The sequence below is a fragment of the Sphingopyxis chilensis genome, from assembly GCF_035930445.1.
GTDB classification, from domain to species: domain Bacteria; phylum Pseudomonadota; class Alphaproteobacteria; order Sphingomonadales; family Sphingomonadaceae; genus Sphingopyxis; species Sphingopyxis chilensis.
In genome coordinates this window covers 2,547,617-2,561,989 of the sequence record NZ_CP142394.1, presented here as the reverse complement: position 1 = coordinate 2,561,989, position 14,373 = coordinate 2,547,617, and the positions used below count along the sequence as shown (strand labels likewise).

The following is a 14,373-nucleotide window of genomic DNA, read 5'->3' as shown; positions in this document are numbered from 1 at the left end:
GGATCACTTTCTTCGTCGTGACGACGCGGCGCACGCGCTTCACCGGCTTGCGCGCCGCGTGGCGTTTGCGCACGATCTTTTTCTTGGCGACGCAGGGTGAGCAGGACTGGACCTGGGCGCGGGCCTTCGGAACATCCGTGATCTGCATCGCGCCGCTACCGATGATTGCCCCGCCGCAGGTGCAGGCGCAAAGCTTGGCAAGGGCCATTCGGACAGACATAGGCTTCTCTTTCTTTCCCGTTACAGGTGCGAAGCGCCATCGACCGACACCCCCCCATTCACCTTCGCTATAACTCAAAAGGCCAAAGCTTTGTGAACGCGGCAATTCTGTTAACCGCGTTTGCCTGTCCGAGAGCGGGAAAAGGGGCCCGGAATCAACAAAAAATGCATGATCTGTCCCAAAACAGCACGTAATATGCCGTAATTCTGTGCAGTTGGTTAACTTTCGGACCTAAATCGCGCCTCTTTTCGAACGCGACCTCGAACCGGATCGGACCCCGGAATCGCCGCCGGTGCGGGGATGGTTCATCGCCGCTTCACGCCTTGTCGCTATCGGCAGCTTCGGCGCTTGTATCGTTGCCGGTGGCTGGGTATAGGCGCGCCACTCCCAAAGGCTGCCTGCGGCCCGCCGGGTGACAGGAAAGGACGCGAGAGCCCCTCATGCCGACCAAGATTGCCGATGTTGGCGCAGACGCGCTTCGTGAAGCCAGGTCCAATCTCGATTCGGATTATGTCCCCAGCGACGACGAAGAGTTCATGAACGAGCGGCAGCAGGACTATTTTCGCGGCCTGCTCCTCGCCTGGAAAAAGTCGATCCTGTCCGAATCGGAATCGACGCTGGCGCATCTTCAGGATGGCCCGCTGCGCGAGCCCGACCTGGCCGATCGCGCGTCGAGCGAGACCGACTGGGCGATCGAACTGCGCACCCGCGATCGCCAGCGCAAGTTGATCGCCAAGATCGATTCGGCGATCCGCCGCATCGAAGAGGGCGAATATGGTTATTGCGCGGTGACCGGCGAGCCGATCTCGCTCGCGCGGCTGCAAGCCCGCCCGATCGCGACGATGACGCTGGAGGCGCAGGAGCGCCACGAGCGTAACGAGCGGATTTCACGCGAGGATTGATCCGTGGGGCGGTGTCCCATTTACGTTTCGGCAACCGCTGCCCCCTAGATTCCGCGTCTCGATAGAAGAGAAACGGGGCGCAAATGGATTCGCAAAGACCGACATCGGTGGACGAGGAAGTCGCGGCGCTGTCGCGCGCCGCCGATCGCGACAGTCTGTTCATGCAGGCGCAGTTGGCCGTGCTCGCCAGTGGCGGCGCCTCCGCTACCGTACGCGTGCGCAACCTGTCGCCCGGCGGGATGCTTGCCGAGGGCAAGGTCGCCGTAGCGCAAGGGGCGGCGGTCGAGGTCGACCTGCGCAATGTCGGACGGGTCGCGGGGCGCGTCATCTGGGTCGGCGAAGGCAAATTCGGCATCGCCTTCGATCGCACGATCGATCCGCAGGCGGTTCGTCGTCAGGTGGTTTCGCAGTCCGATCTGCCGCCGCATCTGCGGCGCACGGGGCTCGAGACGGGCCCCCTCTATCGCCGGCGCTGATGGCCCTTGAACAGGGTGGCATCAGCGGGGCGATAGCGCTGGCGATCAGCCGATCGCGAGCATCTCTTCCTTGAGTTTCAGTTTCTGCTTCTTGAGCTGCGCGAGCGTCCCGGTATCAGGAGCGGGGCGGCGCTCTTCATTCGCAATTTTCACATCGAGGTCCGCGTGACGGGACCGTAGGGTGGAAAGGTGCGACGTGCTCATTGGCATTCTCCTTTTCGACTCGATGGGCAGGGCGAAGTAAAACATGAAATCGCCCCGATGTCGTGACGATTCGATGGGGCGGTTGCCGTTGCGGACCAGTGGTGAACGTGGCAGGGAGGCCGGGTGAGCCCCGAGGAAATTACCCAGCGCCTGGAACTGCTTCGTATCGAGCACCGCGACCTCGACGCCGCGATCATCGCGCTCGGCGAAGGGGCAATGGTCGACCAGTTGCAGCTCGCGCGGTTCAAGAAGCGCAAACTCAGGCTGCGCGACGAGATCGCCTGGTGCGAAGATCAGCTGCTGCCCGACATCATCGCCTGAACCGGCGGCCTGAATCAAAACGGCACAGCCGCGGCAAATGATGGTTACCGCGATTGCGGATCGGCCCGGAAGCGTGGCATCGCTTCGGCCATGGTCGGCGGGGACGCGAACATGATGGCGATCAATGTGCCGGTGCAGCGCGCGCAGGTCGAAAATCTCTATGTCGAGGCGATGCTGCTCGCGGACGAGGCGCATGCGGCCTTTGCCGCGCAACGCAACCTGGGCAGCGTTCGCGGCAACGCGGCGGCGCAGATCGCACTCGCCTGCGAATCGCTGAAGACGACGACGCGATTGATGCACGTCATCGCCTGGCTGCTTCACCGCCGCGCGATGTTCGCGGGCGACCCCGGTGCCGGGCCGAACGACAGCGCGGCGCGCATCGGCGAACCGGTCGCCGCCGACTGGGAACTGTGCGCCGGGTTCGATGCGCCGATTCGCCGGATCATTGCCGCGAGCGAGCGGCTGTTCGAGCGGATCGCCGTGCTGGAGGCGGGATGGAAAGCCCCGCCAGTGGCGCCGGTGCAGGCGTTGCTCGCGCGGCTGGAGGCGCGGCTCTAGCGCGCCAGCCACTCCACCCACGCGCCATGCGCATGAGCGTGCGCGATCGTCTGCGCTGCTTCACCGCCCGGCCAATATCGCAGCACGAGCTCGTGATGATGCGTCGTCCGGTTCGCTTCGAGCGCGATCCACGCCAGCGGCCGGTCGGGGGTCGCGCGGGCGCCGGCTTTCTCCATCGCGGCGGTGACGCGCGCCTGCTGGTCTGCGGGGACATATTGCCAGACGATCGAATGCATCAGCACGCGCGTCGTCCCGGCGGCCTGCGGTTTCGCCAGCTCGGCCTCGACGAAATCGGCGGCGTTGGCGCGGACGAGATTCGGCTTCGCCTCATGCGCTGCGGCGATCGCGGCCTCGATGCGCGCGAAGCGGATGCCGTGCTCGGGCCAGATATAGGCTTTGAGCCGCAGCGCCTGCGCCGGGTCGGTCAGGTCGACCGGGGCGACATCGCAGCCCTTCAGGCTGGCGATCTCGATCGTGTGCATCGGTGGATGGCTGCCGCGCCATTCGGGGGTGAAGGCGATCGCGCCGGGTTGCGGTCCGACATGCACGCCGCCCAGATCGTAATGATAGCGGTCGATCATCAGGTTGATCCCCGCGCTCGACCCGATTTCGAGACAGTCGAAGCGCGGCGGCAGCTCCCGGTCCGTGAGCCAGAGCATCGCGGCGATGAAGTTCGACGAACGCCCCGCCTCGTTCGTCTGCGGCGGGCCGTCGAGCCACGGAAGCAGCGCGGCGTCGTGCCGCCGGACGACGCCGGCGATGACGGCTTCGTCGTTGATATCCTCGGCATCGGCATAGATGGGCGCGAGTTCGTGCGCGGCTTCGGACAGGTGGAGCGCATGGATGCCCCCTGCGGCGCGCAGCGGCAAGGCGTCGGCGAGCGGGGCGCCTTGCCAATCTGCGATGCGGCGCGCGAATTCGCTCGCGGGTTTGTCGAGCAGGGCCCCCAGCGCCGCGACCACGCGCGCAGTCACACGCGCATCATTGGCACGGCAATAGGCGACCTGATTGGCAAAGGCGGTGCGCACGGCTTTGGGGCCGGTCGCGGTCATGTCAATGAACTCGTAGCGCTCGCTCATTGCCCTTTTTCCTCTCGCCGCTTATGGGCGCGCAAGCTATGCCCGAACCGATCATCTTTGCCATCCCGAAGGGGCGCATCCTCGACGAGGCGTTGCCCCTGCTTGCACGCGTCGGGATAGAGCCTTCCGACGAGTTTTTCGACAAGAAAAGCAGGGCGTTAGTATTCGGGACAAATCAGCCCCATATCTCGCTGATCCGCGTGCGCGCGTTCGACGTCGCGACCTTTGTCGCGCATGGCGCGGCACAGCTTGGCATCGTCGGGTCGGACGTCGTCGACGAGTTCGATTATAGCGAGCTTTATGCCCCCGTCGACCTCGGCATCGGCCATTGCCGCCTGTCGCTCGCCGGGCCGGAGGGCAGTGCTCCGCCGGGGCTCGGTGAAAGCCATATCCGCGTCGCGACCAAATATCCGTCGACGACGCGCCGCTGGTTCGAGGCGCAGGGAATCCAGGCCGAGTGCATCAAATTGAACGGGGCGATGGAAATCGCGCCGAAGCTGGGGCTCGCCTCGCACATCGTCGACCTCGTTTCGACCGGCCGCACGCTCGTCGAAAATGCGCTCGCCGAGCAGAAGGTCATCAGCGAGGTGTCGGCGCGGCTGATCGTCAACCGCGCCGCGTTCAAGCTGCGCTCGGCCGAAGTGCCGGCGCTGGTCGAGAAATTCCGTCAGGCGGTGGGCGATGCGGCGGCTTGATGCGTCCGCGCCCGGCTTCGCGGCCGAGTTCGACGCGCTGGTCAACGATCGGCGCGAGAGCGATTCCGATGTGTCCAGCGACGTTGCGGCGATCATCGCGCGGGTAAAGGCCGAGGGCGACGCGGCGCTCGCCGACTATACCGCGAAATTCGATCGCTTCGATCTCGATGCGAGCGGTTGGAGCATTTCGAAGGAAGAATGCGCTGCCGCTTATGAAGCGCTGGCGCCCGAGCTTCGCGACGCATTGAACCTCGCTGCCGACCGCATCCGCGCCTATCACGCCGCGCAGCTTCCCGAGGATCGCGACTATCGTGACAGCACTGGCGCCCGCCTTGGTGCACGCTGGCGCGGTGTCGATGCGGCGGGGGTCTATGTGCCTGGCGGGCGGGCGGCTTACCCCTCGTCGGTGCTGATGAACATCCTCCCCGCCAAGGTTGCCGGGGTCGAGCGCATCGTGATGGTGACGCCGACGCCGGATGGCGCGACCAATCCGGCCGTGATGGCTGCGGCGCATATTGGCGGAGTCGACGAAATCTGGCGCCTCGGCGGGGCGCAGGCCATCGCGGCGCTCGCCTATGGAACGGAAAAAATCGCGCCGGTCGATGTCGTCACCGGCCCCGGCAACGCCTGGGTGGCCGAGGCGAAGCGCCAGCTCTACGGCGTCGTCGGTATCGACATGGTCGCGGGGCCGAGCGAGATCGTCGTCGTCGCCGACGCAAAGAACGAGCCGCATGTCATCGCCGCCGACCTCTTGAGCCAGGCCGAGCATGACCCGACCAGCCAGTCGATCCTGTTCACCGACGATGGCGACTTCGCCGATGCGGTCGCCGCGGCGGTCGCGCACGTCATCCCGATGCTGTCGACCGCGCCGACGATGCAGGCAAGCTGGGCCGACAACGGCGCGGTCATCGTCGTGCCGGCCTTGGCCGACGCGATCCCGCTCTGCGACCGGCTGGCGCCCGAGCATCTCGAACTCGCGGTCGACCCCGCCGAGGCCGATGCGCTTTTTCGCACGGTGCGCCATGCCGGCTCGGTCTTCCTCGGCCGCCAGACTCCCGAAGCCATCGGCGATTATGTCGCGGGTCCGAACCATGTCCTCCCCACCGGACGCCGCGCGCGCTTTTCGAGCGGGCTGTCGGTCACCGACTTCATGAAGCGCACGAGCTTCCTCGCGCTCGACGAGGCGAGCCTTGCCGCGATCGGTCCGGCCGCGGTCGCGCTCGCCGGTGCCGAAGGGCTTCCCGCCCATGCGCTCAGCGTCCAGAACCGTTTAAAGTAGAAAAACCATGAACAAACGCGCCCAATCCCGCTCCGCCGCCCGCCTTGCCGCCGTCCAGGCGCTCTATCAGCACGAGATGGAGGCGACCCCGGTCGCGCAGCTGATCCACGAATTCCACCAACACCGCATCGGCGCGACCATCGAAGACGCCGAATATGCCGATGCCGACACGGCCTTCTTCGACGATATCGTCAAGGGCACGCTGGCACGGTCGGACGAGATCGACGCGGCGATCGTCGCGCGGCTCGCGAGCGGCTGGTCGATGGAGCGGCTCGACCGCACCATGAAGGCGATCCTGCGCGCCGGCACCTACGAGCTGATCGCGCGCGGCGACGTGCCGATCGGCGCGGTGGTCAGCGAATATGTCGATGTCGCAAAGGCATTCTTCGACGCGCGCGAGGCGGGGTTCGCGAATGGCCTGCTCGACGCGATCGGCAAGGATGCGCGGGCTTCCAACTGACGCTTTCAGAGTGCCGTTCGTCCTGAGCTTGTCGAAGGACTGTCCTTTTCTGATATAGGTCAAAAGGGCATAACCGCCCTTCGACAAGCTCAGGGCAAACGGAAGAGGACAGGGTTTGAGCGAAGCCGATTTCATCGCCCGCCTGCGCGCCATCGCGACCAATCCCGCCGCGCGCGGGCTCGCCGACGATGCGGCGGTGCTCGGCGACCTTGTCCTTACCCACGACATGATCGTCGAGGGCGTCCATTTCCTCCCCGACGAGCGGCCGCAGGATGTCGCGTGGAAGCTCGTTGCGGTGAACCTCTCCGATCTGGCCGCCAAGGGGGCGACGCCGCTCGGCGTGCTCGTCGGCTACAGCCTGACCGGTGACGAATTTTGGGACGCGGCCTTCGTTCGCGGTCTCGGCGAAGTGCTGCGCCGGTACGACGTTCCGCTGCTCGGAGGCGACACGGTCGGCATCCCCGCCGGCGCCCCCCGGACATTCGGCCTGACCGCCATCGGCAGAGCGCCGGGGATCGGCGCGCCTTCGCGAAGCGGCGTCAAGCCGGGCGACCAGATATGGACCACCGGCACGTTCGGCAACGCCGGCCTCGGCCTCGCGATGCGGCTGGGACAGGTCGATCCGAACGAAACCTGCCTTGCCGCCTATTGCCGTCCCGAGCCGCAACTGGTGTTCGGGCAAGCCATTGCGCCGCATGTCCATGCGATGATGGATGTGTCCGACGGCCTGCTCATCGATGCGCAGCGGATGGCGGAAGCGAGCGGGTGCGAAATCGGGATCATGCTCGAATCGATCCCCTTGTCGGCGGCGCTGCTCGCGGTGCGGCCCGACGTGCTCGACACGCGGCTCGCCGCCGCGACCGCGGGCGACGATTACCAGCTCCTGTTTGCGGCCGATCCCGGCGTGGCGGAAACGATAAGGGACATTGCGGCCGGGCTGAATGTAGCGGCGACCCCGCTCGGGCACGCGGGGGTGGGCGAGGGAATCATGCTCACGCACCGGGCCCGGCGCATCGCGCCGCCCGAACACCTCGGTTTCATGCACTGACGCCAAAGCGCGGAAAAGCGCCGAACAACCGGGGTTGCGCGCTGCTTTCTTTCTTCCCATAACTCGGCGTCCAAATTTGGGGCGGTCGCATCAGGGGAGAGCGCGAACCGGCATCAATAAGTCGGCCGTGCTCGACTGCTATCTTCTGCGTCGCCCTTCTCAAGGGAAGGAAGCAACACGCATGAATCCGGTTTTGATCGCGATAGCGTGCGGCCTGTTGGCCGTGCTCTATGGGTTCATTACCTCGCGGCAGGTGCTCAGCGCATCGGCGGGGAATGAGAAGATGCAGGAAATCGCCGGCGCCATCCAGGAAGGCGCCAAGGCCTATCTGGGCCGCCAATATCGCACCATCGCCATCGTCGGCGTCGTCGTCGCCATTCTGGTCGGGCTGTTCCTCGGCCCGATCTCGGCAACCGGTTTTGTTATCGGCGCGGTCCTGTCAGGGGTAGCCGGCTTCGTCGGCATGAACATATCGGTCAAGGCGAACGTCCGCACCGCGGCGGCGGCGCAGACCGGGCTGCAGGCGGGCCTGACCATGGCGTTCCGCGCCGGCGCGATCACCGGCATGCTCGTGGCGGGCCTTGCCCTGCTCGCGATCTCGGTCTTCTTCTGGTATCTGATCGGCCCCGGCGGTTTCACCGTCGGCGGAGACGACCGCACCGTCGTCGATGCGCTTGTCGCGCTGGCATTCGGCGCGTCGCTGATCTCGATCTTCGCGCGTCTCGGCGGCGGCATCTTTACCAAGGCCGCCGACGTCGGCGCCGATCTGGTGGGCAAGGTCGAGGCGGGCATCCCCGAAGACGACCCACGCAACCCTGCGGTGATCGCCGACAACGTCGGCGACAATGTCGGCGACTGCGCCGGCATGGCCGCCGACCTGTTCGAAACCTATGTCGTTACCGTCGGCGCCACGATGGTGCTGATCGCGCTGCTGCTGAAGGGCGCGGGCGACATGCTGCTGCCGCTGATGACGTTGCCGCTGCTGATGGGCGGCGTGTGTATCATCACCTCGATCATTGGTACCTATTTCGTGCGTCTCGGCAACGGGACGAACGTCATGGGCGCGATGTACAAGGGCTTCCTCGTCACCGCGGTGCTGTCGATCCCGGCGATCTGGTTCTCTACCAGCTATGTGCTGAAGGGCGACATGTCGACCGACATCACGGGGACCACGTTCAACGGCAGCGACCTTTTCTATTGCTCGCTGCTCGGCCTCGTCATCACCGGGCTGATCATCTGGATCACCGAATATTACACCGGCACCAACTATCGCCCGGTGCGCTCGATCGCCAAGGCTTCGGAAACGGGCCATGGCACCAACGTGATCCAGGGCCTCGCTATCAGCCTTGAATCGACCGCGCTGCCGACGCTCGTGATCTGCATCGGCATCGTCGTCGCATTCCAGACCGCAGGCATCGTCGGCATCGCCTTTGCCGCGACGGCGATGCTCGCGCTCGCCGGCATGGTCGTCGCGCTCGACGCTTATGGTCCGGTCACCGACAACGCCGGCGGCATTGCCGAAATGGCAGGGCTCGACGATTCGGTTCGCGAAAAGACCGACCTGCTTGACGCCGTGGGCAATACGACCAAGGCGGTGACCAAGGGCTATGCCATCGGGTCTGCGGGTCTCGCGGCGCTGGTGCTGTTCGGTACTTACACGGCCGACATCACCGAATATTCGGCGAAGCTGGGCCTGACCGAGCCGCTGACCTTCTCGCTGTCGTCGCCCTATGTCATCGTCGGGCTGCTGCTCGGCGCGCTGCTGCCGTATCTGTTCGGTGCGATGGGCATGACCGCGGTCGGCCGTGCGGCGGGCGAGGTGGTCAAGGATGTTCGCGACCAGTTCAAGAACAACCCGGGCATCATGACCTATGAGAGCAAGCCCGACTATGCGCGCACGGTCGATCTCGTCACCAAGGCGGCGATCAAGGAAATGATCATTCCGTCGCTGCTCCCGGTGCTGGCGCCCATCGTCGTTTATTTCGTGATCCGGGCGGTCGCGGGTCCGGCAGCGGCGCTCGAGGCGCTCGGCGCGCTGCTGCTGGGCGTGATCGTCGGCGGGCTGTTCGTCGCGATCTCGATGACCTCGGGCGGCGGCGCGTGGGATAATGCCAAGAAATATATCGAGGACGGCAACCACGGGGGCAAGGGCAGCGAAGCGCACAAGGCGGCTGTCACGGGCGACACCGTCGGCGATCCGTACAAGGATACCGCGGGCCCGGCGGTCAATCCGATGATCAAGATCACCAACATCGTGGCGATCCTGCTCCTCGCGGCGCTGGCGCACGGCGCGGCGTAAGCTGCGTCGGCCTATCGCGGGCAAAAGAATGGCCCCGTCGGAGCGATCCGGCGGGGCTTTTTTGGTTTCGATTTCAACTTCGTTTGTTGCCAACCCTAGACTGCTTTTTTAGGCTCGGCTTCGACGGAAGGCTTTCGCAATCGGTCGGAAAGCCAGAGGGCTGCGCGCTTCGGCGCCGCAAGACGGAGGGAATATGTCCAAGAAGATGCTTGTCGCTGCGCTGCTCCTATCGGCCGCAGCGCTGCCGGCGGGAGTCATCGCCCAAACGACGCCGGGAAAGCTGGTGGCAGAAAAGGTAAGCCTCGACACGCTCGCGTCGCTGCCGCTGATGAGCGATTTGCAGATGTCGCCCGGCGGAACGAAGATCGCGACGACGCTCGGCGCCGGTAATGAATTCGGCTATGCTATCATCGACTTGTCGAAACCGGGCTCAAAGCCCCAGATTTTCGCTCGCGCATCGACCTTCAAGGATGCGGGACAGCGCGACGTGACCAGCTATCGCTGGGTCGACGACCGCTATTTGATACTAGAACTGGCGTCGCGCGAATTTGTCACGGCCTTCGGCCAGCGCGTCGATATTCAGCGTCTCGCAGCTTATGATACGGAAACCGGCGAGACCCACCCTCTCGCATGGGACCAGGCCACGGCCGATGCCTCGAACATCCTGCATATTGACAAGGAAAAGAAACGCATCCTGCTCGGCCGTCAGATCGACGACGGCAATACCGAGAGGATGTTCAGTTATCAGGTCGATTGGGTTGATGTCGCGACGGGCAAGGTGATAGAAAATGTCCAGAGGACCAATCCGATCGTGGACGGATGGGCCGCTGACGGCAACGGAGTGGTACGCATGGGTTTCGGCTCCGATCGCGATAGCGGCGAACAACGATATCTCTACCGAAGCAAAGACGGCGAAAATTTCCGGACGGTGCAGAAGGTCATCGACAAGAATTTCACCGGCGCCGGCATCCGGCCGCTCGTTTTTCTCGATGAGCCCGACATGGCGATCGTGTCCAGCAATCACGAGGGCTATTCCGCGATTTACAAGGCGAATCTGGCGACGATGGAGATCGAGAAAAAGCTGTTCTCGATTCCCGGATATGACGTCGCAACCGCGATTCCCAATGAGGATCGCGACGGCATCGTCGGCTATGCCTATGCGACTGATCGTGCTCGGCGCAAATTCACCGACGAACGCCTTGCCACCGTTCAGAAATTTCTGGCCGAGGACTTTGGCGAGGGCAACGCGGTCATCGTCAGCAGCGATGACGGCGACAAGCGCCTGATCGTATCGATGGCTAGTCCCGAGCAGATCGGTAGCTATTATCTGTACGACGTCGAAAGCGGGAAATTTGCGCTGATCGGGCACGCCAGCGAAGTGCTGGGCGATGGGAAACTGAACCCCGTGAAGATGATCCGCTACCAGGCAAGCGACGGATTGGAGATCGAAGCGGCCCTGACGACCCCGCGCCTGCGCGTGGGGCAGAAGAATCTGCCCGTCGTGGTCTTGGCTCACGGCGGCCCCTATGGCGTTCGCGACTATGCGTCCTACGACCAGTGGGCGCAGACGATCGCCGAACAGGGCTATGTCGTCGTCCAGCCCAATTACCGCGGTTCGGGCGGATACGGAAATGCATTCGTCAAGGCCGGGCGCTCGGACGGCTTCGGTATGCGGATGCAGGACGATCTCAACGACGTCGTCGATCATCTGGCGGCGCGGGGGGTGGTCGATGCCGGGCGTGCGTGCGTGATGGGTTGGTCTTATGGGGGCTATGCGGCGGCGCGCGCGGCGCAGCGCGATGCGGCGCGCTGGCGTTGCGCGATTGCCGGGGCGGGTGTCTACGACCTGCCGATGATGCGCGATTACGACCAAGGCTATCTCGGCTCGTTCGGTGCCAATTATCTTGCCAAAGGCGCATCATCTCTGGCCGACGTATCGCCGGCGCGCAACTCCGACGGCAAATGGGCGCCCATCCTGATCGTCCACGGCGTTCGCGACCCGCGCGTGCCGATCGCACAGGCGCGGACGCTGGTGTCGCGGCTGAAGGGTAGCGGCAAGCAGCAAGGCAAGGATTTCGAATATATCGAACAGCCGAAGAACGGCCACCATGGCATCTATTTCACGAAGGAGGAACGGATCGAATGGCTTGGCGGTGCGGCAAACTGGCTTGCCCGTTTCAACCCGGCCTATATTTTGTCGGATGCCGACTATGCGACGAAGCCGGACCCCGAGCCGGTGATCGCCAATTTCAAGTTCGCGCGCTGAAAGCCCGGCCGCCGGGCGCTATTGCCCGCGGTCGGCGCTCATCTGCTGCGCATAGCCCGCCTGGACCATCTCGCTCATCCGGTCGAACAACGCGTCGGGGTCGTCGCGGCGCAAGGCTGCGATCGCAGCTTCGGCGCCTTCGGCAACGACCAGTTCGCGCGTGCCGGCGTCGACCGCCGCCAGCATCTGAGCCGCAGCATCGTCGGGCGACAGGCCGTTCTCGATCGCGGCGTCGCTCGTCCCGCGCACGCTGCCATCGGCGTTAAGCGCATTGCGGCTGACGTTGGTGCGCACCGACCCCGGCGCGACGACGAGCACTTTCAGCCCCAGATGCGCATTCTCGGCGCGTATCGCGTCGTGATATCCGATGATGCCGTGCTTGGCCGCCGAATAGGCGCTGCGCAGCGGCACGCCCGCAATCCCCGCGACGCTCGATATGGCGACGATCTGGCCGCCGCCCGCGCCGACCATGCGCGGAAGCAGTTGCTGGGTGAGGGCGATGGGCGCGAGCAGGTCGACCGCGATGATCTGCTGATAGACCGAAAAGTCGGTCTCGATCGCGAGGCTGCGCTGCGAGATGCCGGCATTGTTGACGAGGCCGTCGATCCGGCCCTGCCACGCCCATGCCCGATCGGCGACCGCGGGGAGGGCGGCATAGTCGGTCGCCTCGAAAGGCAGCACCAGAGCCTCGCCGCCGCAGTCGGCGGCCACCGCATCGAGTGCCGCGACGTTGCGCCCCGACAGGATCAGCTTCGCGCCGCGCGCCGCCAGTGCCTTGGCAAGTGCCGAACCGATGCCCGACGAGGCCCCCGTGACCCACCAAACTTGATCCTGCATAGCCGCTCCCTATCTCTGATTTCGTTGCAGCCTGAAACGGGGTTGAAGAGCCGTCAAGGTGCCGACCCGCGCATTTCCGCGGAGGGGTGGCAATTTTGTTGCGAATCTGTTATAATAAATATCAACACGCCGACATTGTGCCTCTTCCCGCCGCCGGGCTGGGGCATGCTTGGCGTTTCCGATGGAGCCACATCCCTTGTCACTCTGACTGGCGAGCGCCGCCCTACCAGCCCGATCCCCCTCCGATAGAGGGCCGGATACAGAGTTGTTCACGCGCTTCCCCGTCCCCCGGCAAGGCCACTGAAAGGAACTTGAATGTCCGCAAGTACTCCCGTTTTCGAAGTCGGTGATTATGTTGTTTACCCGAAGCATGGCGTGGGGCGCGTCATCGAGCTGCAGAAATCCGAAATCGCCGGCATGCAGCTGGAACTTTATGTTCTCCGCTTCGAAAAGGAAAAAATGACCCTTCGCGTGCCGACCAACAAGGCCGAAGGCGTCGGTATGCGCAAACTCTCGTCGGACAAGACGCTGAAGGAAGCGCTTCAGGTTCTGACGACGAAGCCGAAGGTGAAGCGCACCATGTGGTCGCGCCGCGCGCAGGAATATGAAGCGAAGATCAATTCGGGCGACCTCGTGTCGATCGCCGAAGTGACCCGCGACCTGTTCCGCGCCGACGACCAGCCCGAACAGAGCTATTCGGAGCGTCAGATTTTCGAAGCGGCGTCGAGCCGCCTCGCGCGCGAACTCGCCGCGATGGAAGAGAGCGACGAAAAGACGGCGCAGGCGAAGATCCTCCAGATCCTCAACGAGCATGCGCCGCTTTATTACGCCGAAAAGGTGTAACGGCGCGCATCGCGAATGACAAAAGGGCGGTCCTGCGGGGCCGCCCTTTTTCGTTGCGTCATTGCTTCGTCGCTGCGCTCCTCGCAATGAGGACTAGGGATAAACCGCCCCCACGAAATACAACCCGTCGGGCGGCGCATTGAGCCCCAGCGCCTGCCGATCCGCCGCGTCGAGCGCCGCTTTCAGATCGCGCGCCGACCATTTTCCATGGCCGACCAGCGTCAGGCTGCCGACCATCGAGCGCACCTGATGATGAAGGAAGCTGCGCGCGGCGGCCTCGATAATCAGCTCGTCGCCGTGGCGGCTGACGGTCAGCTTGTCGAGCGTCTTCACCGGGCTTTGCGATTGGCAATGCGCTGAGCGGAAGGTGGTGAAATCGTGGAGGCCGATCAGCTGCTGCGCCGCGGCGTGCATCGCATCGGCGTCGAGCGGGCGCGCGACCTGCCACGACAATCCCTTGTCCCAGGTCAGCGGCGCGCGGCGGTTGACGATGCGATATTCATAGGACCGCCCGATGCAGGCGAAACGCGCGTGCCAGTCGTCGGGCACCACCTCGCATCCGACGATCGCGATCGGCGCGGGGCGGAGCTGGGCATTGAGCGCCTCGGTCAGCTTGAAGGGGGTCAGCGGCTTTTCGATGTCGACATGCGCGCGCATGGCAATCGCATGGACGCCGGCGTCGGTGCGCCCCGCGCTGAACACCTGCACATCCTCGGCGGTGAAGCGGTGGATCGCTTCCTCGATCGCCTGCTGGACGCTGGGGCCATGCGCCTGCCGCTGCCAGCCCATATAGGGGCGGCCGTCATATTCGATGGTGAGGGCAAATCGGGTCATGGGCGGCCTTATTCCCCCTTTTCGTCACCCCGGACGTGATCCGGGGCCCATG

Annotated in this window: 15 protein-coding genes; 11 read left to right on the top strand and 4 right to left on the bottom strand. The window is 64.6% G+C overall.

Going from position 1 to position 14,373, the window contains the following annotated elements:
* Nucleotides 1–660: 660 nt before the first annotated feature.
* On the top strand, nucleotides 661–1,122 hold the full coding sequence (dksA, locus tag VSX79_RS11895) for an RNA polymerase-binding protein DksA (RefSeq protein ID WP_037556559.1): 462 nt from the start codon (nucleotides 661–663) through the stop codon (nucleotides 1,120–1,122).
* 83 nt (nucleotides 1,123–1,205) lie between these two features.
* Nucleotides 1,206–1,598: a PilZ domain-containing protein gene (locus tag VSX79_RS11890; protein ID WP_179495209.1), complete on the top strand. Its 393-nt coding sequence runs from the start codon at nucleotides 1,206–1,208 to the stop codon at nucleotides 1,596–1,598.
* Between the two features lie 45 nt (nucleotides 1,599–1,643).
* Here VSX79_RS11890 and VSX79_RS11885 read toward each other — a convergent pair whose 3' ends face one another.
* Nucleotides 1,644–1,802 carry a DUF465 domain-containing protein gene (locus VSX79_RS11885; RefSeq protein WP_179495210.1) on the bottom strand — a complete coding sequence of 53 codons (159 nt, stop codon included), beginning with the start codon at nucleotides 1,800–1,802 and terminating at the stop codon, nucleotides 1,644–1,646.
* Nucleotides 1,803–1,925: 123 nt separating this feature from the next.
* On the opposite strand from VSX79_RS11885, the gene VSX79_RS11880 reads away from it, so the two are divergent.
* Nucleotides 1,926–2,123 carry a YdcH family protein gene (locus VSX79_RS11880; protein WP_326913445.1) on the top strand — a complete coding sequence of 66 codons (198 nt, stop codon included), beginning with the start codon at nucleotides 1,926–1,928 and terminating at the stop codon, nucleotides 2,121–2,123.
* Between the two features lie 111 nt (nucleotides 2,124–2,234).
* Nucleotides 2,235–2,681, top strand: a complete 447-nt coding sequence (locus VSX79_RS11875) for a DUF1465 family protein (protein WP_326913444.1) — start codon at nucleotides 2,235–2,237, stop codon at nucleotides 2,679–2,681.
* Here VSX79_RS11875 and VSX79_RS11870 read toward each other — a convergent pair.
* A complete protein-coding gene (locus VSX79_RS11870; protein ID WP_326913443.1) occupies nucleotides 2,678–3,760 on the bottom strand; it encodes a DUF2332 domain-containing protein in 1,083 nt (360 codons plus the stop codon). The two genes, VSX79_RS11875 and VSX79_RS11870, sit on opposite strands and share 4 nt — an antisense overlap.
* Before the next feature lie 38 nt (nucleotides 3,761–3,798).
* On the opposite strand from VSX79_RS11870, the gene hisG reads away from it, so the two are divergent.
* The 6 genes from hisG (at nucleotide 3,799) to VSX79_RS11840 (ending at nucleotide 11,807) form a co-directional block, all read left to right on the top strand.
* Nucleotides 3,799–4,455 (top strand): ATP phosphoribosyltransferase, encoded by a 657-nt coding sequence (gene hisG, locus VSX79_RS11865; RefSeq protein ID WP_179495213.1) that lies wholly within the window; start codon nucleotides 3,799–3,801, stop codon nucleotides 4,453–4,455.
* Nucleotides 4,442–5,734, top strand: a complete 1,293-nt coding sequence (gene hisD, locus VSX79_RS11860) for a histidinol dehydrogenase (RefSeq protein WP_326913442.1) — start codon at nucleotides 4,442–4,444, stop codon at nucleotides 5,732–5,734. The genes hisG and hisD overlap by 14 nt, the downstream gene beginning before the upstream one ends.
* Before the next feature lie 7 nt (nucleotides 5,735–5,741).
* Nucleotides 5,742–6,194, top strand: coding sequence for a transcription antitermination factor NusB (nusB, locus tag VSX79_RS11855; protein ID WP_179495215.1), 453 nt, complete (start codon nucleotides 5,742–5,744; stop codon nucleotides 6,192–6,194).
* A gap of 115 nt (nucleotides 6,195–6,309) precedes the next feature.
* On the top strand, nucleotides 6,310–7,242 hold the full coding sequence (thiL, locus tag VSX79_RS11850) for a thiamine-phosphate kinase (protein WP_179495216.1): 933 nt from the start codon (nucleotides 6,310–6,312) through the stop codon (nucleotides 7,240–7,242).
* A gap of 181 nt (nucleotides 7,243–7,423) precedes the next feature.
* Nucleotides 7,424–9,541, top strand: a complete 2,118-nt coding sequence (locus tag VSX79_RS11845) for a sodium-translocating pyrophosphatase (RefSeq protein ID WP_179495217.1) — start codon at nucleotides 7,424–7,426, stop codon at nucleotides 9,539–9,541.
* A 193-nt stretch (nucleotides 9,542–9,734) separates the two neighbouring features.
* The gene (locus VSX79_RS11840) at nucleotides 9,735–11,807 is read left to right on the top strand and encodes an alpha/beta hydrolase family protein (protein WP_326913441.1); all 2,073 of its coding nucleotides are present in this window, start codon (nucleotides 9,735–9,737) and stop codon (nucleotides 11,805–11,807) included.
* A gap of 18 nt (nucleotides 11,808–11,825) precedes the next feature.
* On the opposite strand, the gene VSX79_RS11835 is transcribed toward VSX79_RS11840, so the two are convergent.
* A complete protein-coding gene (locus VSX79_RS11835; protein ID WP_326913440.1) occupies nucleotides 11,826–12,644 on the bottom strand; it encodes an SDR family NAD(P)-dependent oxidoreductase in 819 nt (272 codons plus the stop codon).
* A 315-nt stretch (nucleotides 12,645–12,959) separates the two neighbouring features.
* Between VSX79_RS11835 and VSX79_RS11830 the strand changes: the two genes are divergently transcribed.
* Nucleotides 12,960–13,487 (top strand): CarD family transcriptional regulator, encoded by a 528-nt coding sequence (locus tag VSX79_RS11830; protein WP_037556573.1) that lies wholly within the window; start codon nucleotides 12,960–12,962, stop codon nucleotides 13,485–13,487.
* Nucleotides 13,488–13,580: 93 nt separating this feature from the next.
* Here VSX79_RS11830 and truA read toward each other — a convergent pair whose 3' ends face one another.
* Nucleotides 13,581–14,321, bottom strand: coding sequence for a tRNA pseudouridine(38-40) synthase TruA (gene truA / locus VSX79_RS11825; RefSeq protein ID WP_179495219.1), 741 nt, complete (start codon nucleotides 14,319–14,321; stop codon nucleotides 13,581–13,583).
* Nucleotides 14,322–14,373 lie beyond the last annotated feature (52 nt).